The sequence below is a fragment of the Shewanella sp. POL2 genome (genome assembly GCF_000282755.1).
In the GTDB taxonomy this organism is placed as follows: Bacteria; Pseudomonadota; Gammaproteobacteria; order Enterobacterales; family Shewanellaceae; genus Shewanella; species Shewanella xiamenensis.
In genome coordinates this window covers 43,305-66,371 of sequence record NZ_AKZL01000005.1, presented here as the reverse complement: position 1 = coordinate 66,371, position 23,067 = coordinate 43,305, and the positions used below count along the sequence as shown (strand labels likewise).

18 protein-coding genes are annotated in these 23,067 nt (G+C 45.8%); 13 read left to right on the top strand and 5 right to left on the bottom strand.

Going from position 1 to position 23,067, the window contains the following annotated elements; genetic code table 11:
• Nucleotides 1-116: 116 nt before the first annotated feature.
• Together SHEWPOL2_RS02310 and SHEWPOL2_RS02305 are read right to left on the bottom strand one after the other, a co-directional pair.
• A complete protein-coding gene (locus tag SHEWPOL2_RS02310) occupies nt 117-521 on the bottom strand; it encodes a MerR family DNA-binding transcriptional regulator (protein ID WP_011623082.1) in 405 nt (134 codons plus the stop codon).
• Between the two features lie 259 nt (nt 522-780).
• Nucleotides 781-2,463 carry a L,D-transpeptidase family protein gene (locus SHEWPOL2_RS02305; protein ID WP_037425662.1) on the bottom strand — a complete coding sequence of 561 codons (1,683 nt, stop codon included), beginning with the start codon at nt 2,461-2,463 and terminating at the stop codon, nt 781-783.
• 225 nt (nt 2,464-2,688) lie between these two features.
• Here SHEWPOL2_RS02305 and SHEWPOL2_RS02300 point away from each other — a divergent pair, with 225 nt between their 5' ends.
• The 6 genes from SHEWPOL2_RS02300 (at nt 2,689) to SHEWPOL2_RS02275 (ending at nt 11,152) form a co-directional block, all read left to right on the top strand.
• A complete protein-coding gene (locus SHEWPOL2_RS02300; protein ID WP_086023971.1) occupies nt 2,689-4,596 on the top strand; it encodes a propionyl-CoA synthetase in 1,908 nt (635 codons plus the stop codon).
• 332 nt (nt 4,597-4,928) lie between these two features.
• Complete coding sequence (gene sugE, locus SHEWPOL2_RS02295; protein ID WP_037425659.1) at nt 4,929-5,243, top strand: quaternary ammonium compound efflux SMR transporter SugE; 315 nt, start codon at nt 4,929-4,931, stop codon at nt 5,241-5,243.
• A gap of 227 nt (nt 5,244-5,470) precedes the next feature.
• Nucleotides 5,471-6,997 carry an NADP-dependent phosphogluconate dehydrogenase gene (gene gndA, locus SHEWPOL2_RS02290; protein WP_037425656.1) on the top strand — a complete coding sequence of 509 codons (1,527 nt, stop codon included), beginning with the start codon at nt 5,471-5,473 and terminating at the stop codon, nt 6,995-6,997.
• A gap of 538 nt (nt 6,998-7,535) precedes the next feature.
• Entirely contained in the window at nt 7,536-9,659 is a 2,124-nt protein-coding gene (locus SHEWPOL2_RS02285; RefSeq protein ID WP_037425653.1) for a S8 family serine peptidase, read from the top strand.
• 10 nt (nt 9,660-9,669) lie between these two features.
• Nucleotides 9,670-10,134 (top strand): hypothetical protein, encoded by a 465-nt coding sequence (locus SHEWPOL2_RS02280; protein WP_037425650.1) that lies wholly within the window; start codon nt 9,670-9,672, stop codon nt 10,132-10,134.
• 307 nt (nt 10,135-10,441) lie between these two features.
• On the top strand, nt 10,442-11,152 hold the full coding sequence (locus SHEWPOL2_RS02275) for a hypothetical protein (RefSeq protein WP_037425719.1): 711 nt from the start codon (nt 10,442-10,444) through the stop codon (nt 11,150-11,152).
• Nucleotides 11,153-11,435: 283 nt separating this feature from the next.
• Here SHEWPOL2_RS02275 and SHEWPOL2_RS02270 read toward each other — a convergent pair whose 3' ends face one another.
• Nucleotides 11,436-12,332: a LysR substrate-binding domain-containing protein gene (locus SHEWPOL2_RS02270; RefSeq protein WP_037417509.1), complete on the bottom strand. Its 897-nt coding sequence runs from the start codon at nt 12,330-12,332 to the stop codon at nt 11,436-11,438.
• A 201-nt stretch (nt 12,333-12,533) separates the two neighbouring features.
• Between SHEWPOL2_RS02270 and SHEWPOL2_RS02265 the strand changes: the two genes are divergently transcribed.
• Together SHEWPOL2_RS02265 and SHEWPOL2_RS02260 are read left to right on the top strand one after the other, a co-directional pair.
• The gene (locus SHEWPOL2_RS02265) at nt 12,534-13,010 is read left to right on the top strand and encodes a DoxX family protein (protein ID WP_037425648.1); all 477 of its coding nucleotides are present in this window, start codon (nt 12,534-12,536) and stop codon (nt 13,008-13,010) included.
• Nucleotides 13,011-13,080: 70 nt separating this feature from the next.
• Nucleotides 13,081-13,890, top strand: coding sequence for a class III extradiol ring-cleavage dioxygenase (locus SHEWPOL2_RS02260; protein ID WP_037417503.1), 810 nt, complete (start codon nt 13,081-13,083; stop codon nt 13,888-13,890).
• Nucleotides 13,891-14,045: 155 nt separating this feature from the next.
• Here SHEWPOL2_RS02260 and SHEWPOL2_RS02255 read toward each other — a convergent pair whose 3' ends face one another.
• Nucleotides 14,046-14,921, bottom strand: coding sequence for a 1,4-dihydroxy-2-naphthoate polyprenyltransferase (locus SHEWPOL2_RS02255; RefSeq protein WP_037425645.1), 876 nt, complete (start codon nt 14,919-14,921; stop codon nt 14,046-14,048).
• 330 nt (nt 14,922-15,251) lie between these two features.
• Between SHEWPOL2_RS02255 and SHEWPOL2_RS02250 the strand changes: the two genes are divergently transcribed.
• The 5 genes from SHEWPOL2_RS02250 (at nt 15,252) to SHEWPOL2_RS23315 (ending at nt 22,060) form a co-directional block, all read left to right on the top strand.
• Nucleotides 15,252-16,184, top strand: a complete 933-nt coding sequence (locus SHEWPOL2_RS02250; RefSeq protein ID WP_037425642.1) for an SDR family NAD(P)-dependent oxidoreductase — start codon at nt 15,252-15,254, stop codon at nt 16,182-16,184.
• Nucleotides 16,185-16,302: 118 nt separating this feature from the next.
• The gene (gene tesB / locus SHEWPOL2_RS02245; protein ID WP_037417495.1) at nt 16,303-17,169 is read left to right on the top strand and encodes an acyl-CoA thioesterase II; all 867 of its coding nucleotides are present in this window, start codon (nt 16,303-16,305) and stop codon (nt 17,167-17,169) included.
• A 1-nt stretch (nt 17,170) separates the two neighbouring features.
• Nucleotides 17,171-17,575, top strand: coding sequence for a YbaY family lipoprotein (locus SHEWPOL2_RS02240; RefSeq protein ID WP_037425639.1), 405 nt, complete (start codon nt 17,171-17,173; stop codon nt 17,573-17,575).
• 569 nt (nt 17,576-18,144) lie between these two features.
• Nucleotides 18,145-19,224 (top strand): S8 family serine peptidase, encoded by a 1,080-nt coding sequence (locus tag SHEWPOL2_RS23320; protein WP_275574629.1) that lies wholly within the window; start codon nt 18,145-18,147, stop codon nt 19,222-19,224.
• On the top strand, nt 19,166-22,060 hold the full coding sequence (locus SHEWPOL2_RS23315; RefSeq protein WP_275574628.1) for a S8 family serine peptidase: 2,895 nt from the start codon (nt 19,166-19,168) through the stop codon (nt 22,058-22,060). The genes SHEWPOL2_RS23320 and SHEWPOL2_RS23315 overlap by 59 nt, the downstream gene beginning before the upstream one ends.
• Before the next feature lie 84 nt (nt 22,061-22,144).
• On the opposite strand, the gene SHEWPOL2_RS02230 is transcribed toward SHEWPOL2_RS23315, so the two are convergent.
• Nucleotides 22,145-23,026: a LysR family transcriptional regulator gene (locus tag SHEWPOL2_RS02230; RefSeq protein ID WP_037425637.1), complete on the bottom strand. Its 882-nt coding sequence runs from the start codon at nt 23,024-23,026 to the stop codon at nt 22,145-22,147.
• Nucleotides 23,027-23,067: the final 41 nt, after the last annotated feature.

Below are 23,067 nucleotides of genomic sequence, written 5' to 3'. Positions count from 1 at the left end.
ATGATTATTAGGTGCTTGAGTCTTTAAATCTGTCTTGCTTTGCGTGATGTATCCCTGTCACGCGGTCGTACCAACTGAGGTGCTCGTTAATGTTATGCTCGCAAGCCTCGAAGGCATTAGGCCTTAGCCTTGCTTTCTTCTAGGGCGAGGCGGCATTGCTGCTCGGCTGAATTTAGCTCCATCAGGACCACTTTAATGTCGTCCATTTGCTGCTGTAGGGCAGATTTCTTTTCTTCCACCAGGGCAAGCATGGTATTGAGCTGGGTGGTGCTGCTCTTGTCGGCATCGTAAAGTTCGAATAGGCGACGGGTTTCTGCCAGAGAGAATCCAAGGCGCTTGCCGCGCAGGATAAGTTTGAGTCGAACTCTGTCTTTAAGACTGTAAATGCGGGTTTGACCGCGACGTTTTGGCTTAAGTAAGCCTTGGTCTTCGTAGAAACGAATGCTTCGGGTCGTGATATCAAACTCTTTAGAGAGATCACTGATCGAATAAGTCGTTTGTGGCGTGTTAGTTGCGCTCATTCAGGCACCTTAGTTAATCATTTTTATGCAAGATATATGAAGTTTACGTAAAGGTAAAGATTGTGGTGTGGTTAGTCGATTTTTTTTGTCAATTCTTGTTGCCACTTGGCTCAAGCTATGTTGTTTAACATGTTGATAAATATTACGTTAGCTTGAACTCAAACAAGTGTTTTTTTAGGTGAGTCCCCCATATTGCCTTAAGGCTCCACGGGGGAAGAGAACTTATTAAGTGGTGGCGTTAAGGCTGGCGTGTAAGCCGTTATTCCAACGTATTGAGCAAGCCATCATCGGCTAACACACCCTCATAGGTTGGGCGATTTAATGCTTCGATAAGTACCGGGTCACGTGTGTATATATCATTGTAAAATTTGATTTTTCCGTTTTTGATGGTCACGGTCCAATACATAATCAAAATATCTAAGGGCTGATCTAAAAACAGGTTTTCTGTTTTTCCCTCTGCAAGTTTGCGATTGAGCGTTTCACTGGACCAATTCGCATTGGCGCTCAGCAGTTTATCGGCGAGCACGAGGGGATCTTTTACTCGAATACAACCGTGACTGAAGGCTCTATTGGTTTGCTCGAATAGATTTTTCGATGGCGTATCATGCAGATAAATTGAATATTGGTTTGGGAAGATAAATTTAACTAAACCAAGGGAGTTATCTTCCCCTGGCCCCTGCACAAACCAGTAGGGAAAGTTTTTGCGGGTCATACTGTGCCAATCGATGCCGCGAGCATCGACGGGCGTGCCCGAGGCTTCAACGACTTTAAAGTGCTTTTTTTGCAGATAATCGGGATCTTTACGTAAGTGGTTGATGATCTCCGTGGAGATACTGCGGGGCACGGTCCAAGTGGGATTGACAACCACATATTTTAATTTGGATTTAAACAATGGCGTCTTAGCGTCGATTTTGCCGATGATAATGTCGGTACGCCAGTTTAAGTTATTGTCTTTAAATAGTAATAATTCGTAGCCAGCCAAATTAACCAGCAGATAGTTTGCCGGCAAGTTGGCTGATAGCCAGCGGGCACGCTCGAGGTTAATGCGGATCTGCTCGACCCTTTGTGTATAGGGAACATTTAACGCCGCCATTGTGCCTGCGCCTATCACCCCATCGGCCTTAAGGCTGTGGTCAGTTTGAAATTGACGTACCGCAGCTTCAAGCGTGCTGTCATAAGTTAAGGGCTCGTTTACGGCGGCGCTATTCTCCGCTGGCGAGCTTGCTGCTAAGTAACCTAACTCTTTTAGCCGTGTGGCAATGCTTTGTACCGAGGGGGAAGTGCTACCGGGTTTAATGACTTCCGTATAAGGAATCGTGGTAAAGGGATAGCGAGCGGCCAAGTCTTTGTACTGGGCAAGATACTGTTTAAGCTGGTGATATGGCGCAATCTTAGGCGCTAAGCCTGTAATCGCCTCGGCCACAGTGTGCGCTTTAATGTGTTCTTCAAGCTGTTTTAATGTGGTATCAAAATCCAGATGAGCTTCATCATAGTTCCAGGTTTTGCCGAGCATACTGGGATTGACTTTGCCATTAAGTAAATGAATAGCATAGGTAATAATTCCATCGGTTAGTAGCACTTCAAATACACTACTGCGATATTCATCTTGCCAATTCGATGCACTCAGTTGTTGGTAAAGTTCGACCAACTTGGGATAGTGGTAATCTTCCTTCGCAAGACCCTCTTCATCGGCACTTTTAATTACATCGAGTAGCGTGCCCGCATAGTCTTTATCCTCCCAGAGCGCTTGATATTGGCGCACTTGATAGACCCGTGAGAGTAACTTAGCGCTGATGATCTGAGTGTTATCTACGTTAGCCCGCTCACCGATAGACAGGGGTTCGAGTAATGCTTCAAGTTGTTGGGTCGAAGCAAAACAAGCCGTACTGACAAGATTGATGAATAGGAGTAGACCGAGTTTGACTTGGCTGAAGCGGCGCATAATGAGTATTTCTTTCCGTGAAAAATCCATTAAAGACATAAGATTATGTGGAAGTCTTCTACACGGCAAGTGTTAGATGGTCTATCTCTTCGGATTTATTTTTTAACCCCAGTATATCCCTTAGTCTAATGGGGGAATAATGCGTGGCAGGTCATAATCAACCTCGGAAGGAAGGGGAGAGTTTCATCTGTGTTTACACGGATGAGTGTCATGATGGGAGGCCTTATGACAGATGTTGGACAACAATTACATCAGACATCTATTGCGAATAAACAGGCATTTTGGCAACAAGCCGCCAAGGCTTTAGATTGGGTTACGCCAAGCAAACAAATATTAGATGAAAGCGAGGCACCATTTTACCATTGGTTTAGCGATGGTGAGTTAAACACGTGTTATAACGCGATAGACCGACATGTGTTAGCGGGACGTGGTGAGCAGATTGCGATTCATTACGTTAGCCCAGTAACCGAAACCGAATACAGTATTACCTATCACGAACTGCAGGCTCAGGTAGCAAGGCTTGCAGGGTATTTGCGTACTATGGGGGTGACAAAGGGTGATCGGGTGGTTATTTACATGCCGATGGTACCCGAAACGGCCTATGCCATGCTTGCCTGCGCGCGCATTGGCGCCATTCATTCGGTGGTATTTGGTGGCTTTGCGGCCAATGAACTTGCTACCCGTATCAATGATGCCAAACCTAAGCTGGTAATGTCTGCCTCCTGCGGGATTGAACCTTCAGGGGTGGTGCCCTATAAGCCCTTACTAGATAAAGCATTAAATGAAGCGGTGCACAAGGTTGAGCATTGCTTGATTTTAAACCGCCCTCAATATGAAGCGCAGATGCAAACTGGTCGAGACGCCGATTGGCAGACCGCGCTTAAAGGATGCGAAAGCGTTGATTGCGTCACGGTAAATGCCACCGATCCTTTATATGTGCTCTATACCTCTGGCACTACAGGCCAACCTAAAGGGGTGGTGCGTGACAATGGTGGTCATGCGGTCGCATTAGCTTGGTCGATGGCCAATATTTATGATATTCATCAAGGCGATGTGTTTTGGGCGGCATCGGATGTAGGTTGGGTTGTTGGTCATTCCTATATTGTTTATGGTCCGTTACTCGTGGGGGCGACCACGCTGTTATATGAAGGCAAACCCGTTGGCACACCCGACCCCGGCGCCTTTTGGCGTACGATTGCCAAGTATCAAGTTAAAAGCTTTTTCACCGCGCCCACAGCGATTCGCGCTATTAAGCGGGAAGATCCCAACGGCGAATTCATTCAAGGTGTTGATTTAAGCTGCTTGAAGAATGTCTTTTTGGCTGGGGAGCGCTGCGATCCCGACACCCTGCATTGGGCTGAAGACAAGTTACATAAACCGGTTATCGATCATTGGTGGCAAACTGAAACAGGTTGGCCAGTAGCCGCGAATCTAATGGGGGTGGCGCCGATTGCGGTTAAAGCCGGCTCACCGGGGCGACCCGTGCCTGGATACGAAGTTGATGTCGTCGATGAGCTTGGCGCTAAAGTGGCGGCGAATGTCTCTGGTAATGTGGTGATAAAATTACCCTTGCCACCGGGCACGCTCACAACGCTCTGGCAAAACAACAAACGTTATCAAGACAGTTACTTATCTATGTACCCAGGCTATTACCTCACGGGAGATGCAGGCTACATGGATGAAGAGGGTTATCTCTACATTATGAGCCGCATCGATGACATCATTAACGTTGCGGGTCATCGTCTCTCTACTGGGCGGTTTGAAGAGGTGCTGTGCCAGCATCCCGATGTGGCCGAAGCCGCCGTGATTGGTGTTGATGACAAATTAAAGGGCCAAGTGCCATTAGGCTTAGTGGTACTTAAAAAGGGCGTGACTATTACGGATGAGGAGCTGCATAAGCAGTTAATTGCACTCGTTCGTCAAGAAATTGGTCCCGTTGCATCCTTTAGGTTGGTGAGCGCGATTCAAAAGCTGCCGAAAACCCGCTCGGGTAAAATCCTGCGCGGCACTATGCGTAAAATTGCCGATAATCAGCAATATACGGCGCCAGCGACCATTGAAGATCCGCAGACCCTCGATTTAGTCCGCACGACCTTAACCCGCATGGGCTATGCCGATGCTTTAGTGGGCTAGAGTGAGCGGCTCAAGTTAACGACTTAAAAAGTTAAGATCGTCAAACAAAAGAGCAAGCGATAGTCTTTTTTGATTATCGCTTTCTTATTTAGATTTAGACGAATGCTTAGAGCACTTGCCCTTATTCGTCACATTTTGGTAGTCTAGCCTGCATTCTTAATAGAGCTTTGCGTCGACAGTGCACTATTAAGGCTAAGGCGCCGGATCTTAAGCGGTACTGCGGACATTCATTATCCTTATTGCTTTTGACCCATTAACATTTCACAACGGCTTAGGGACGACCCTAAATACGCCGATATCAATTTGGGGACGACCCCGTATGGGAGTTCTCTATGAGCTGGTTACTGTTAATTCTTGCTGGACTTTTTGAAATTGGTTGGGCCATCGGACTCAAATACACCGATGGTTTTACTCGCTTGTGGCCGAGTGTGTTTACTTTGCTCTCCATGGCGTTCAGTGTGTTGCTACTGGGCCTCGCCGTTAAGCAATTGCCGATAGGCACGGCTTATGGGGTGTGGGTTGGCATAGGTGCCATGGGCACGGCAATTGCGGGCATTATTCTCTTAGGCGAGGGAGTGAGCTTGCTGAAAATCGCCAGCTTAATCCTCATTTTGCTTGGCGTACTCGGCTTAAAACTCGCTCATTAATCAATTTACTTCCCCAAGGAAGAACTTGCCCAAGATGTATACGATTGGTAAAGATGTTTATGAGATTTGGGAATATTCTCCTGAAAAAACAACGCATCTTGATTTGCAATCGAGTTTGCCAATCGTATGCATCGTCTCTTCTCTCTGGTAATTAAGTTACAAAGGCCGATATAATTACTGCTCCAAATTGGTTATTTCTAACCTCTGTGACCCGTGGGAATTATATAATGCAAAACCACAGCAATTTTAATGAGATTGGCGTGATAGGCCTTGGCGTAATGGGTAAAAACCTTGCGCTAAACATCGCCGACAATCAATATCGCGTCAGTGCCTTCGATCTCGATCCTGTTAAAGTCAACGGGGTTTTACAACAAGAAAAACAAGAACGTGTAGGACAGGACCTGCGTATTACAGGCTGTGCTAATCTTTCAGAAATGTTAGCAAGCCTCGCTCAACCCCGTATTCTCGTGCTGTCTGTCCCTGCGGGTGCGCCTGTGGATGGGGTATGCCATGCCCTGATTTCTGCTGGTATCGAAGCGGATGACATCGTAATCGATACGGGCAACAGTCTTTGGACTGACACCGTTGAACGCGAAAAGCGTTATCAAGGCAAATTTATCTTCTTCAGCTCAGCCGTTTCGGGCGGTGAGGTTGGTGCGCGTTTTGGGCCTTCATTAATGCCAAGCGGCGATCTTGGCGCATGGCAACATGTTGCGCCGATTTGGAAGGCTATTGCCGCTAAGGTTGACCCTAAAACGGGGCTGCCGATTGAGCGTTTTGAGCCGGGAAATCCGGTGACCGAAGGCGAACCTTGCACGACCTATATTGGGCCTGCGGGTGCTGGGCATTATGTGAAAATGGTGCATAACGGTATTGAATACGCCGATATGCAGCTGATTTGCGAAGCCTATCAATTAATGCACGATGGCTTAGGCATGAGCGCAGCGCAGGTAGGTGAGGTGTTCGAACGCTGGAATAAGGGCAGTTTAAACAGTTATCTGATGGGGATCAGCGCCGAGGTGCTCAAACAGGCGGATCCGCTAACGGGTAAACCGTTAGTTGAGATGATCCTCGATAAAGCAGGGCAGAAGGGCACTGGACTTTGGACTGCGGTGAGCAGTTTACAAATAGGTTGTCCGGCTCCCACTATTGCCGAAGCGGTTTATGCGCGCGCGGTGAGCACCCAAAAATCCCTTCGTGTTGAGCTCAGTAAAAAGCTTGCTGGCCCCTTATCTCCTGCGATGGATGAAAACCAAAAAGCCACCTTAATCGATGCCTTAGAGAGTGCGCTCTATTGCGCTAAGGTCTGTTGCTACGCTCAAGGTTTCCAACTGATGGCGATGACGGCGCAGGAGCAAAAATGGCAACTCGATTTTGCTGAGATTGCGAAAATCTGGCGTGCGGGTTGTATTATTCGTGCCACCTTCTTGCAATCGATAACCCAAGCTTATCAAGCGGATGCTGACTTAAGTTGTTTGTTAATGGCAGACACCTTTGCAACTACCTTATCAGAAAAACAAACAGCGTGGCGCAGTGCTGTGGCGGCGGCGGTTATGCAAGGGATCCCAGTGCCTTGCATTAGCTCGGCACTGGCCTATTACGACAGTTATCGCAGTGAGACCTTGCCAGCTAATTTGCTCCAAGGACAACGGGACTTTTTTGGTGCCCATACTTTTGAACGTTTAGATAAGCCAGCCGGTGAGAAATACCATTTAGATTGGAGTGCCACAAACAGAGTTTTAATTAAACTCTAGATAAAATAATTGAATAGCCCCTAGAAATAGGGGCTTTTTTATTGGTCGTATCTGTTTAATAACTCAAATTTGTTTTATAAATGTTAATGATTCGACAGTTTAACCGTTTGTTATTCTATATTTTGGGACGGTTTAATTTTGCTATTTTAATATTTTTAAAGAATTTGAAGATTCAAAATGTAAAAATTTATGTAATTTAAACAGTTTGTTGTCTTGTAATTTTAAAAAGCAAATAAAATTATTATTTTTTGTTTTTAATCTATTTTTTGATGTCTTATTTATTGTCTGTCTTTATCTGTTCTTAATTTTATCTGCTGATAAAATAATCGAATAAACCTATTCAGTCTTTCATTCTGTTTATATTTGTTTTCATAATTATTTCCTTTGTGTTAAATCTTTGCTTCCCATTTGATGCTTGTATTTTATAAGAGATCATAGGGTATAACTAAAATAACAGAACTTAATGCGGAATAATCTTAATCAACATTATCACGCCAAATTAAGTTGTAATAAGTAATGAGAAGAAGGAATGTCTATTATGCGTATGTCCATTGTTGCATTAAGCATCACGGCGGCCTTATTGGCTGGCTGTGGGAGCGATGATAAGAAGACTCCGGCACCTGTGCCTAAAGTGAATACTGCCCCGACCACCGCGGATATGACTGTTGATGTGTCACAGTCGATTCTTTTTACTGGAAAACTTGAGGGGACGGATGCCGAAGGTGGTTTAACTTATTCTTTAGTGGACCCTGCCGATCTCAAACTCGGCACCTTTACGCTAGTCAATAAAAGCACGGGTGAATTTACCTATGCATCTGATGCCAATGAAGGGACAGAGGTGGTTCGGTTCAAAGTCTCCGATGGCCAATTACAGGCTGAAGCCAATCTGACAATCAATATTAAGCATGGCGATCCACTCTTTACCTACCAATGGCATTTAAAAAACACTGGGCAGAATGCTTTTGCGGCTAACCGCGGTGTTGCCGGTGAAGATATGAATGTGAGCGGTGCAATTTCAGATAATGCTATGGGACAAGGCGTGATTGTCGCGGTGGTCGATAGCGGCTTAGAAATTGCTCATCCAGATCTAACAAATAACACTGTAAATGGTGGTTCATACAATTTAATTACAGGTACTGTTGATCCAACACCTTTCTCTGGGTCTGCTACAGCAGCTCATGGTACAGCAGTAGGAGGGATTATTGCTGCAGAAGGTTGGAACGGTATTGGTGGTCGCGGTGTGGCACCTAAGGCAAAATTAATAGGCTTTAACTTTTTAGATGAAGATCCAACGGGTAAAGTGACAAACGTACAAACATTTGAAAACTTTGCTAAATCCCACGGTGCCAGTGCCTATAGCGATAGTGCACGCGTTTTTAACCAAAGCTATGGTTACAGCGTGCCATTCCCTCATGGGTTTGATGAGGATGAAACCGAAGTTTATCAAGATATTGCAACGCAAAGCTTCGATGGCAAAGGCAGTATTTTCGTTAAGTCCGCGGGTAATGGGTATGACTACTATCGTTTCCGTACTTTCTGGTTACCGGGAGATTACTTCACGGCAACGACGGAAAATCCCGCTAACCACGGCTTACCTTTCCATAATTCCAACATGTCCTCTGACAATGCTAACGTTTATAACTTAGTTGTTAGTGCAATTAATGCTAAGGGTAAACTTTCTAGCTATTCATCCGTGGGCTCGAATATTTTTGTCACAGCACCTGGTGGTGAGTATGGTGATAATGATCCTGCGATAGTTACTACCGACTTTATGGGATGTGTGAAGGGCTCTGCAATCGCAGAAGATAGACCAAGCACGCCATTCCACGGTGGTTTAAACCCGTTAAACCCCAATTGTGATTACACATCGACAATGAACGGTACCTCGTCTGCGGCACCTAACACTTCGGGAGCTGTCGCTGTCATTATGAGTGCTAATCCAGATCTCACTTGGCGTGATATTCGCTATATTTTGGCAAAGACAGCTACCAAAGTTGATGCGGATATTGCGCCTAAAACCGTGACCATTGGTGAGGGTGAAGGTGCGCCAGTGTATGCGGCTATCCCTAGTTGGTTACAAAACGCGGCGGGTTTTTCATTCCATAACCTCTATGGTTTTGGTCGAGTGAATTTAACTGAAGCCGTTAAGCTCGCCAAATCCTATGCACAGGACTTAGGTGACTATGTCGTAACCGAGTGGCAAGCAAGCGCAGCGCTCACCAAAGCGATTCCCGATGCCGATATTAATGGCGTGACGGATACCCAAGTAGTCGCTGACGATTTAGTGATTGAAGCCGTGCAAATTGAGCTGACTGCCGATCACCTGCGTCTACCGGATTTAGCGGTAGAGCTGATTTCGCCTGCAGGTACTAAGAGTGTGTTGATGACACCTTATAACGGTTTAGTTTACCAAGGGGTGATGGATAAGAATGATCCGGATGATCTTGTTAAAGGCTATGATGCAACACCTATGTTATCAAATGCCTTCTATGGCGAATCATCAAAAGGTGAATGGACAATCAAGCTAATTGATGTGAATAGCGGTAGCTATCGATTTGTTAAATACGATCAAGGCTATATCTCAATCCCTAACGAAGCCGATGGCAAACTGAAAGGTTGGTCAATTCGTTTCCATGGCCATGCCGCCAAGTCTGCATCTTAAGGAGTAACCAATGAAAGCGTTAAATTTATCATTAGTAGCTGTTGCACTTTCACTGTCAGTTCAAGCAATGGCACATGACAAGATCGAACTCACTGAACCTCAAGCTGAGTCTAAAGGTGTTCAAGTGAGCCGTGCCGAGTTTCTCGGTTTAGATACACCCTACTTTGTTAAAACTGAGACAGGGATTAAACAGGCTAAGCAATTGGTTAAAGGGCAGAAAGTGGTGACTCAATCGGGTAAACCCTTTGCCGAAATGACCGGAAAGTTAGTGGTTAAGCTAAAACCAGGTGTATCAGCCGATGATTTTGCTAAGACTCACGGTTTAAAAGTTGATTGGCAGAATGACAATAACTTATTGCTGCTTGCCGCCGAAGAAGGTACTGATTTAATTGGCTTAATTCAAGCGGTTAAAGCCTCGCCTGAAGTGGAGCGTGCTAAGTTAGATCGCGCACTCGCCAAGCAAGAAATTCAGTAAGCCATTTAGCGAAGTTAAAAGGTGAATAAAGGGCCGCAAGGCCCTTTATTATGAGTTAATTATTAATATGAGCCTATTAATATCAGAGGCTTTATCGTAAAACGACCAATAATATAACCGCTTAGCGCTAAACTATCTGGTTCACGATGGGTTTACAGATTACAATCTGCTTTTATGCCTTGGGGCCGTGCTTCACTCGGTTTTAGCGCATGATTACCATGGACCATATTTGCATTATTCCATGTACTTTTTCCATACGAGTGGTTGCATTGTTCAGCCCGAAGGTCTCACCAACTCAAGTCTCAATATGAACTACTGGAATAGCGATAACTTTGAAGGATTAAAGTCGATAGGGACTCAGTATTCGGCTCTGAAGGGGTATGAACTTTTTGGCCAATATTGTCTGCAAAAAGAGCAAGGACTAAAGAAGCAAGCGATTGCGACGGTGAACACATTTGTGTCGCACTGTAAGAGCCAATCTTTGACTAAGCAAAGGCAAATAGCTGAAGAACTATCATCCTTAGGTTATTGGCAGCGTGAAACACACCAGCAACTCGCTTATCCTCTTATCGTACTGCTTAAAGGTGTGCTAACCCAATGGGCAGTAGATGAGCCCAATAATCCCATTCCCCACAAATGGTTAGGCTATATTGGTGAGGATATCGCCTCCTATGAAAGGGCGTTGGCGCTTGAGCCTAACGATGAAATTTGTCTTACTCAAGTTGCGTTGGCCCATTTAAACAGTGTCGATTTTCAGACCCACCATTTATCTGAATCTGTATTGTTGGGCGATATAGTGCGAGCAAAAGACTCACTAGCGTCAGCACACACATTAATCGAGCGATTACAAACGCAGGAGAGTAAATCAAGGCTGCAAAACAGGCATGATTATTACCAGTCAATGATAAATTGCTGGGAGGAGTATTCCACTCATACTGTGGCTGAGTCGTTTCCGGATTGGTGCGCCGCTAAAGGCGAGCAGTTTGATTTTTGGTCAATTATTTATTATCGGCGCTGAGTTAATTGCTTGTTGGATTGCATGACTGAGTAATATGTGAAGCAAATTGCGTCATCGCGGCTGCAAATTACGCGATAAAACAACAATAGGCTTTTACTGAATAAGCATGATGAAAACCGTATGAGAGTGTCACGCGCATTTATTTAAGTGCTCCTTTAGGCTGAACTGTTAGCTTCTATCAAGGCAGCCAGCCTTCAAAATATGACTGATTAACGAATGTCATATTCAGATTACATATACAGATTACATATACAGATAGTGTGATATCAAAAGAGGTCAATTATTAGCTTGGCTTAACGGCTAGTTGCACTAAATTGTCCCATAGCGCCTGTGCCACAGGGCCTAGTGGCGAGTGGGGCGGCCGCATCACATAGTAATCAAGTTGGATCAGGTTTTGTCTTTCTTGTAGTTCAAGCTGTTGTAAGCTTCCTTCTGCGATGGCTTCTTCGACCATATAATAGGGAAGTTTTCCCCATCCCATCCCTCCTTGAATAAGCATTTTCTTCGTATAAAAATCATTCACATACCAACGGCGCTGCCCAGCTTGCACCCCAAATTCGATATTGGCGGTGCCAGTGCCAGTATCTTGGATCACAATTTGGTACTCGTTCACCAATTGCCTTACATGACTTAGGTGGGGATAACGGCTCAGTAAACGGGGGGAAGCAACATCCAATAAACTCCCTGAAAATAAATAACCAAGCTCATAATGGCTTGAGCGAAGCAGCTCAATACCGCCAGCTGAAATCGCAATATCGGCTTTGCCTTGATTTAGGGCTTCAAGTGCCCCGGTTAAATACTCTTGTTTAAGAATAATTTGTGTATGTGGAAACTCATTTTGTGTGCGCTCTAACATCGGCAAGATTCGAGCAAGATTAAAGGATGCCTCAAAGGCTAAGGTGATACTGGCCTCGTTACCTTTGGCTAAATGCTTGGCCACTTGGCGCATTTCCTGCGCTTCATTCAGTACGCGCTGGGCGTATTGCAATAGCTTTCGTCCCTCTTGGGTCAGTGCTAACCGATAACCTTGGCGGTCGAACAGCACTACATCTAGCTGGGATTCCAATTGTTTAATGCTCTGACTGATCGCCGGCTGGGTCTTATGGAGTTTGTCACTGGCGGCCTTTAGCGAGCCAGCGAGGGCGACGGTATTGAACATCAGCAGTTGTTCTAAGGTCATGGCAACACCCTTAAACAAATAAAGAATTATTTTAGAAGATGTTAGATATTATTCCATATTTATTTATTTTTTGTGGGCGCATAATCTCGCCATATGACAGTAGTGGGCACAAAATACGAGCCCACTACTTTGCGTTTAGGATACTGTTTAGTAAGAGTTTATACGGAATTAGGTCTAAAAGTGATGAGTAATGAGGTCGTTATGTCAATCAATCAATTATGTTTTGCCAAAGGTGAAAATAAAACCGCGGCTGAGGCTGACCCTCAAAAACTCTTTGTCTGTGCCAATACCTTAAATCGTGCGGCGGCTTTGGTAACGCTCGCCATGAGCATAGTGTTTTTATTCTCGGGCATGGGTAAGTTACTCAGCGTGCCGTTTTTCCATGCGCCCTTTAGCGTGATGAATTTACCAACGGGTTTTGGCTACTTTATCGGTGTGATTGAAGTGCTGGGTGCCATTGGCATTGGCTGGCGTGAATCTCGAGTCCTGTCGGCAACAGCATTACTGTCGGTGATGATGGGGGCCATTTACTACCACTTTAATTACGAAACCACCCTGAGCGCGCTACCCGCATTGTTATTATCTGCCTTGCTTTTTTTAATCATCAAGTTAGATGAAACCGTCGATAGATTAGTGCGTTTTCAACGTCAGCTGGTGGACATAAAAGCGGTTTTCTGATTTTGGCCGCCGCGCAGACAAGTTTCAATTTACAAGTGACAACTCACGGTTTAATCAAGAGACATTTACTATGACGTACGCGAACTCGGCTCAAATGCCAGTGCTGTTTGTTCCCCATGGTGGCGGGCCTTTACCATTACTTAATGATGCAAATCATCGGGAATTACGGTCATATTTATCCAAGGTGGCAGAGACTATTCCCACGCCCAAGGCGATTGTATTAGTTACCGCCCATTGGGAAGAGGCGCAGGTGACACTGTCGAGCCATTCTCATCCTGGTATGCTGTTCGATTACTATGGTTTTCCCCCTGAGGCTTATACGCTTTCTTATCCTGCACCCGGTGAGCCGCAGCTTGCGGAAACCATTGCCAGTTTACTTAAGGCAAGCGGCATTGAGGTACGGTTGGATAATCAACGCGCCTTCGATCACGGCACCTTTGTGCCACTTAAGTTGATGTATCCTGAGGCCAACATTCCTGTGGTGCAAATGTCCTTAGTGCAGCATCTGGATCCGAGTGCCCATATTGCTATCGGTGAAGCATTGGCATCATTACGTACCCAAGGGGTGCTGATTGTGGGGTCTGGCATGTCGTTTCACAATATGCGCGCGTTTTTCTCCGGCGATCCTAAGGTGTTGCCTCGCAGCCAAGCGTTTGATACTTGGTTAACCGATGTAGTGACATCAGGCGATAACCACGCCAAGGCACAATTAATCGATTGGCAATCAGCGCCAGAGGCGCGTTTTAGTCACCCAAGGGAAGAGCATTTAATTCCTTTACATGTGTGTTTTGGGGCGGCGCATTTACAGACGCCAAAAGCCACGCATCAATTTAGTGGCGTGTTATTTAACACGGCAATCTCGGCTTATCTCTGGTCTTAATTTGTCCCTAAAAGCAAAAGGTTCATCATGTTGTGCGTTTGGCGCATCATGACGAACCTTTTTTGTATTTTTAGCCTTGTCTATTTTAATCTAGCCAATTGGTGGCTGGCTCTTACTCAGTAATGGGGACAACTCTGAGATGTTGGTATTCCAGCTTAAGCGGTAAACACCAGTCCCACACTGAATAGGGTACTGAAAATCATAGTAAGTTTTGCTGTGCGTCCCAATAGTGGATTAAGCGCCTCACCCGATACAGCATAGAAATCGCTACTGAGTTTACGGGCGATAAGCAGAGATAAACCCGCCAACAATACCGGTAATCCAGGCAGAATGCCCAGTAAGAATCCCGCGATCACTAAACCAAAGGGTAAGTAAATTAAGGCTTGATACAAGACTTTGGCCTGTGCCTCGCCAATCCTCACGGCTAGGGTATGTTTGCCCGCTTGGGTGTCGGTGCGAATATCGCGGGTGTTGTTAACTAACATAATGGCGGCGTTAAATAAGCCAATCGCACAGCCAAGTAGCCACGCATTCAAATTAGTATCACCTGCCTGCAAATAATAACTGCCGACCACAGCCACTAAGCCAAAAAACACAAAGGCGGCAACTTCGCCTAGCCCGTGTGAGGCTAAAGGATAAGGACCGCCGCTGTAGCCGAGGGCGCCTAAAATCGCCGCCGCCGCTAAAATCGCTATTGGCCAACCACCGTGCCAAATCAAATAGGAACCTACTGTTAACGCGAGTAATAAGCAGAAGATCATCGCATTACGTACTTTATAGGCTGGGATCATCCCGCTTTGTGTCACGCGAACTGGGCCAATACGTTCGGCAGTATCGATACCATTTTTAAAATCAAAATAGTCATTGGCGAGGTTGACAGCGATCTGCAATAAAATCGCGCACAACATCGATGTCACGGCAATTAACCAACTGAAACGCTCAAGGTGCAGCGCCAGAATATTACCAATTAACAGGGGACCGATTGCCGCGGGTAAGGTGCGAGGTCTGATGGCTAAAATCCAAGGATTCATGATGTCTAGTCGTTATCTAAAAAGGAATGAGTAGTGAACAGCGCCATAGCATAACAAGAAATTACCCTAAAGTGAGTACTATCTAATACACGCATGTAATAGAGTTTGAATTGGCGCACAGATGTTTCGCGGTTAGGGAAAAGATTTGCCGCCAATGTCAAAGAAAATCCACATTGTCTGTGCTTTTATAGTTTATGCCGTTTACCCGTATGTCATTGGTAAAGCCAGTAACTTAACGCTGATTGAGCCTTGAGTGTAAGGCAAGTCATCGGGCTTAGCTGCCGGAGAATGAGCACGTCACCTTTATGTCAATGATAAGGATTCGATAGGATGCGTTTCGATAACCAAGTGGCGTTGATCACCGGAGCTGGCGCTGGGCTAGGGAGAGCCTATGCCATTATGTTGGCAGAGCGGGGCGCCAAAGTGGTGCTTGTCGACCAACCTAAGGTGTCCTCTAAACGCCCAAAACACCCAGATGCTGACTATAGCAATGATGAATTGCGCCAAACCCATGAGACGATTTTAAAACTCGGGGCCGAGTGCCTTTGCTTTGAGGTGGATGTCAGTCAACAGATGGATGTTAAGACTATGGTGAATAGCTTGCTTCAATGTTGGCAGGGCGTGGATATATTAATCAATAATGCCGGTGTTTATGGTGCTCGTCCTTTTGAGCATATTCAACAAGCTGAGTGGCAGCGGCAGTTTGATGTTGATGTTAATGGCAGTTTTTATCTGACTCAAGCAATATGGCCAGCGATGAAAGCACAGGGCTATGGTCGGATTTTGATGACAACGGGGGTTTCGGCACTCTTTGGTGATTTACACCAAGTTGCATTCAGTGCCGCCAAGATGGCTTTAGTGGGAATGGTAAACAGCCTATCGATAGAGGGCGAGCAATATAACATTTATATCAATAGCTTATGCCCTCAGGCATTAACGGCTATGACTCGAAAGCATTTAGCTCCTGCGATTCAACCGCTATTTTGCTTTGATACGCTGACTGCGACCGTGGCGTTTTTAGTGAGTCCAAAGGCCCCTAATGGTCAGCATTTATTGGCGGGCGCTGGCAGTGTCAGCCACGGCAGATTCGCTGAGTTTCAGTCTATCTACTTTAGTGAGGGACAATGTACGCCCGATAAACTCGTGAAATATTGGTCAGAACTTCACAATGCCTTTCCGGTTAATTTACATTCCTGTGGTGAGGATAAAGTGTTGGCTTGGTCAAAGCAGAGCGCTCTTGAGCATCATATAAAAATTGAGTAGTTCGGCGTGCGTTTTGTTAAATCGTTAACAAACACCATGCCAAGTGACTCCCTACTGGTCAGCCCTAGTCGAACTGGGTTACCCTTGGGTATTCATTGCTAATTTTCCGTAGGATCCCATGAGTCAGGTATTAGACGATCTCTTATCATTATTATCCCTTGAGCAAATCGAAATCGGGCTGTTTCGCGGTCAAAGTCAAGACCTAGGATTTGGGCATGTGTTTGGTGGGCAAGTCATGGGACAGGCCTTGAGCGCGGCTAAGCAAACCGTACCAGCAGAGCGGCAAGTGCATTCGCTTCACTCTTATTTTTTACGCGCAGGAGATGAGAAGTTACCCATAGTGTATGAAGTTGAAAATATGCGCGATGGAGGCAGCTTTAGTGCTAGGCGGGTGAGTGCAATACAAAAGGGCCGGCCGATTTTTCATATGACCTGTTCCTTCCAAGAACCCGAGGTGGGTTTTGAACATCAAGCACAGATGCCGCAGGTGCCTGGCCCTGAAGGTTTATTAAATCAAAATGAGTTGGCTATGACCTTAAGGGATAAAGTCCCAGCAAGGATCCTTGAAAAGTTTATGGAAGACGCGCCAATTGAGATGCGCTTAGTCAACCCTCTGCATCCCTTCGCACCTAAAGAAACCGAGCCATATCGCTATGTGTGGCTAAGGGCGAATGGTGCAATGCCAACAGATAGTCATATCCATGAATATTTACTAGCCTATGCCTCTGACTTTAATTTTTTAGTCACGGCGGCTCAGCCCCATGGCGTGTCGTTTTTAACCCCGGGCATCCGCATGGCAACCATAGATCATGCGATGTGGTTCCACCGACCCATTAATATGGGAGAATGGTTGCTCTATAGTATCGATAGCCCAAATGCCAGTGGTGGGCGTGGGTATGTCCGAGGACAATTTTTTAATCAGCAGGGCGAGCTTGTCGCATCGACGACCCAAGAGGGGCTGATCCGTATGGTAAAAGGAAGCTAATATGTTACTGAAATTAAAAATATTTATTCTATTCTGTTTAAGCTCATTGACGATGGCTGGTTGCGTAACGGTACAACCTGAACCACCCATTATCATCAATGGTGCGGCGGGTTATTTAGAGAAAATTATCTTGCCACAAGGCAGTGAAATTACTATTGCCATTATCGATTTGAATACTCCGGGGGCCATTATTGCTCAAAAAAGCTTTAATATCGCCCGAGCGCCTGTGCCATTTAAGTTCTTATTACCCGCGCAATCAATCGATAAACGTATTAATTATGGCGTAGTGGCTATGATCAAGTACCAGGACAAGGTGATTTTCCAGACCTATGATCGTTTCCCCGTGATTAATAATGGTAAATACACCACTGAAGTATTGATGAAGGCGGTGATGATTAATCAGTAAAGCATGTGTTATTTTAAAAGCCCTTTTCGTAAGGGCTTTTTTTTGTAAATCGCGATTATTTTTTATTTCCTATCTCGAGCTTAATATCATTCATCTTGTTTGGTGTAGGGGTATTCGGTAACGTTGATGGCATAATGCGATTATTTATTGCGTTTATCATATGTGATTTTTAGCTATTTGAAATTATTTCATCTATAAATTTAAGTTGTTTTCTTATCTTTTAATCAGAATGCATAACTGTTAATTCTCTCTTGATTCTCTATGCTACTTAATGGCGATAGATAACTTGTCTTTTATTTTTAAGTAGTTGCTAAAATTCCTTTTGTTTAAGTAAACAGTTTGCCATTCGATTATGTTTTAAAAATCGATTTTTTATTGAGTATGGCATGCTTATTAACTGTTTTTATGGGTAATTGTTCCGTTAATAAGGTGTTTCAATATGTATCACTCCGTGTTAAAACGCTGAGCTGAAGTTCTATTGGTAACAGAAATTTAATCGATTCCTGTACTGAATAAATATTAAAAATTGAACTTTATAGAAATAAATCGATATAGCGAAGGAAGCGACAATGAAAACAAAAATTGCATTAGCAGTGTCTATGGCTCTGCTGTCATCTGCAGCAAATGCACAGACAGTATTATCTCCAACGGGTGAAACAATACAGTTAGATATTCCAGCCGAATTATCAAATGACTCAACTCGAGGCAGATTAACCGCAGTTAATAACCAAGATGTAAAATTTATTCCTGAACCAGAATTTGCCGAAGGTGAGCATACTTATATTGTTCGCTTACGTGACAGTGCTGTCGCGAATTATCAAGGGGAGATTCCTGGCTTCAAAGCAACTAGCCCACAACATATACAGTCGACCTCACAGGCAAAAGGCACAGGAAAGACTGGCAATGTTAAACTTAACGCCGCGGCTCCTGAGGTGAAAAACTACGTTAGTTTCCTTAAGGTTAAGCAAGAGCGCTTTTTGACGAGTGCCAGCGCAGCGATTGGTATACCGCTAGAGCCATTAACCACCTACCAATATGCACTCAATGGTATCGCTGTGCGTATGACGCAGGCGCAAGCGATAAAAATGGCTGAACTACCAGAGGTGATTTATATCGAACGTGAGCGTATTGAGCAGCTTGAGACCGATGTGAGTCAGGCACTGATCGGCTCCCCAAAGGTGTGGGACGGTAGTGCTACTGGTACCAAGGCAATGGGTGAGGGCGTGGTTGTGGCGATCATCGACTCAGGGATTAACTCTGATCATGCCTCGTTTGCCGATATTGGCGGGGATGGTTATGACCATACAAACCCCTTAGGCCAAGGGATTTATATTGGTGATTGTAAAACCGATTTTGCCAGCATGTGTAACGATAAGCTGATTGGTGTGCGTAGTTACCCCGAAATCACCGATATCTATGACGACGAAAAGATTTTTGGTGCGACGCCTCCCGCTAAAAATGGTGAAGACTACGGTGGTCATGGCTCGCATGTGGCCAGCACCGCGGCAGGGAATATCTTGCTTGATGTGCCTTATGTTGATGGAGAGGTTGGTAAGCTAGAAGGTGATGGTATCGCAACTGGCTTAAAGTTTGCGCAAATCTCTGGTGTCGGCTCCCCATGCAAACATTATTGCATATCAAATCTGTAGACCTGGGGATGCGGGTGACAAGTATTCTGGTTGCCCGACAGTACCGATTCTGAAAGCCATAGATGATGCGATTAAAGATGGCGTGGATGTGATTAACTTCTCCATCAGTGGTGGCGGTAATCCATGGAATAGTGCAACTGAACAGGGTTTTTTAGCGGCGCGTAATGCGGGTATTTTTGCTGCCGTTGCAGCAGGGAATACGCGCCCAGCAACCGCAACCAGTGCTGCAATCACCCAGTCACCTTATTCGACTCCCAAAAATGCCCCATGGTATACCTCGGTGGCTAACTCGACTCACAATCGTGAAGTGGTACGTGAGCTGGAATTTAATGGTAAGACATTTGAATTCACCCCTGGCTCTGGCCCTGTGCAAACCGAAGTGATTAAAGGACTTCCTGTGTTTGCTGGCTCTGTCGATGCGACCAATGTGGAAGGTTGTAAAGTCTTCCCCGCCGATGCCTTTAAAGACAAAATAGCGGTCATTAAACGGGGAACATGCGATTTTACAACTAAAGTATCGGGTGCATTAGCTGCGGGTGCTAAAGCGGTGATCGTCTATAACCGAGATGGCGAAGGCAATGATCGTTTAAAAATGGCTTCCCTCGAGACATTAAATATACCAGCGGTATTTATTGGTAATACCGATGGCGTTGCCTTAATCGAGGCCATGGCCGCCAATCCTGCTGTAGAGTTAACTTTAACCCCGACACCGCAAGCGATTAGCCGTGAGGCCGATGTGTTATCGGCTGGCTCACTGATTGGCCCAAATGCGACCAATGATGTGATTGTGCCTTCGGTGGCCGCGCCTGGTTCGGATATTTACGCCGCTTATTCTGACCAACAATTTGGTCATGATAAAACGGGTACAAATCCTGCCGACTTTACCCTCATGTCGGGCACTTCAATGGCAAGTCCCCATGTTGCGGGTGCTGGCACGCTGTTAAAGTCGCTGCATAAAGATTGGACGCCGGACAATATCCGCTCCGCATTAATGCTGACTGCAACGACCGCTCAGGCGATGAAAAAAGCCGATGCTAAAACCGTTGCTGATCCGTTTGACGTGGGTGCTGGCCGTATTCGTGTGGATTTAGCCGCTAAAGCGGGTTTAGTGATGGATGAAAGCGCACTGAACTATGAAATTGCAAATCCCTTATTGAACGGCGATCCTCGTAAGCTCAACGTGCCTAGTATGGCTGATTCTCGTTGTGTCAATACCTGTACTTGGACCCGTACCGTAACCGCAACCCAAGATGGTAGCTGGACGGCGAAGGGCCAAGCGGTGACCGATAAGCTGGCACTAACGGTATCGCCTGAAAGCTTTACCCTGAAAAAAGGTGCGAGCCAAACCATTACTGTCACCGCCGATGTAACGCAAGTGGGCGCAGATTGGGGCTTTGGCAACTTAGTGCTCGAGTCAGCTAACTACCCTACGGCGACTATGCCGATTGCGGCTAAGATTGGTAAGCGTAACCTGCCAAACTTGGTGAGCATTCAAGCGACTCGTAATGCGGATGAGATCACTCTTGAAGGCTTAAAGGCGGTGGATTTTGCTAGCGTTGGCGCCGAAGTGACAGGCCTCAAGCTAAGCCAAATCATGGAGTCAAGCGTGAAGCAAGACTCGAATAATGCTTCATATACAGATGATCTTGAAGATGGCGTCAAAGTGTTTAAGTTTGACGTTAATGAAAATGCACTGTATTTCCGAACCTCAATTAGCTACACCACATCGCCCGATCTTGATATGTATGTGCTACTCGATAAAAACGATGGCAGCAAACTTGCGCGAGCGGGCTCATCAGCCAGAGATGGTTCACAGGAAAGTGTCTTACTCAATAATCCGGTTAAGGGCACTTATTACGTCATTGTACAAAACTATACTGCTTCAACAGCCACGGCTGATGATGTGTTTGGTTTAAAACAATTGACCCTCTATGACACGGCTGAGGATAACCTCACTGCGACGCTTTCTGGCGATACCAATGACTTTGACGTTAAGCTGACGTGGAAGGATGCGCTCAAAGTCGGTGACGATGGTTTAGCTATGCTGACCTTCACCACTGGTGATGACAAAGTGGCACCAGTGAAGCTCCCCGTCGTCTTTGAACGTGTCGGTGATGATGTGCTGTCGCCTCTGGGCAATACGCTGAGCGGTCAGTTAACACCGGGCGTGGCTAAGATGATGAAAACCCGTATCGAAGCCAATAAAACCCAAGTAACACGTGTTTATAACTTAGAAGCTATGCTGCCTGAAGGCCATGAAGTGGCTAACATCAGCCATGACGGTAAGCAAGATGGCAATAAGATCACTTGGACGATCGAGATGCCATCGGGCGCTGAAGCGAAAGACATCAGTTTTGAGCTGGTTCCACGTAAGGCAGGTGTTGATAATGAGTTAAGCCTGTCGAACAAGGTCAATAACGCGTCGTCAGAAACCTTGACTCAGCGCTATCAGTTTGATGTTGCGGAAGTGGCGCCTGTGGCTAAGGTTGAAGCGCCAACCGCAGTCCAAGAAGGTAAGCCGCTGTTTATCGATGCTAGTAAATCATCGGATGCGAACAATGATCCGCTGACCTACAAATGGACTCAGTTGGGCGGCGCGAGCTTTAACTTTGACCCCGCCGCAGCCAAATTAAACTTAGTGGCGCCAAGTGTGGATGGCGCGGCACAAACTGTTTCATTCCAACTGACGGTATCCGATAACCACGGCAACAGCGATTCGAGCTTAGTGTCGGTATCGATTACCGATACTCCGCCGAAGAAGGATGACGGTGGTGCTTTAGGCTGGCTTAGTTTATTACTGCTGCCATTTGCCTTTGGTCGCCGTAAACAGCGCTAACTTATTATGAGTTAAGCTATTTCACCTTAATTATTAGGTGACGTATAAAAAGGGCCGAGCAATCGGCCCTTTTCATTGCTTGTGTTAGCGGTTTTTCATTAAAAACTCCACAAAGGCGCGGTCTGCTTGGCTGACGGGGCGCTGCTTTTTCCACGCGATATGCAGATTTAAAAACACTGGTGGGTCAAAGGGTTTGGCGAGAATGTCGTCTTTTGGACTGATGGCCATTTCGAGCACGCTGGTGATACCAAATCCCTGCGACACAATTTGTTTGATCAAGTTAATCAGATTGGTCTCAAAGGCAATATTGGGCTTTTTACCCAAGTCTTTTGCCTGAGAGAGGATCCACTCGCGGTGAAAATAGCCAGTTTTGAACATCACCAGTTCATGGTCAAAGAAGTCGTTTAAGCTCACGGCAGGATGATCAGCAAGTGGATGCTCGGCGCCCATGGCGATCACCATCTGCTCACGGATCAGTAATTGGCTATCAAAATCACTCTGTAAATCTTGGGCAGTAATGATAGCAATATCCACTTCTTCCTGTTGTAACATCCGCAGCGCGTCACGGGTACCGCCTTCGAACAGTGACAGCTTTAACTCGGGATATTGATGGCGAAACGCCATAAGGCGTGAGGGCAGATAGAAGGAGCCCAACATACCCGGCACCGCAATCCGCACTTCCCCTGAGGTCAAATTTGCCATGGCGCGGATTTGCGCTTCGGCCTGCTTGATTTGTTTTAGGATTAACGTGGCATGTTGGTGCAGTACTAAGCCTTCGGCGGTGAGTGCGAGGTGCTTGTCATTCTTATTACTGGTGCGATTAATCAGTGTCACTCCAAGTGACTGTTCAAGCCGTTTAATACTTTGGCTCAGGGCAGGCTGCGCCATATTGAGCTTCTTGGCTGCAGCGGTAAAACTGCCAGTATTAGCAAGTGCATCTAAGTGTTTAAGTTGGCGTATATCCATGGTGTGAGCCTTTTGCTTGTGATGCACGCTTACGCGCGACA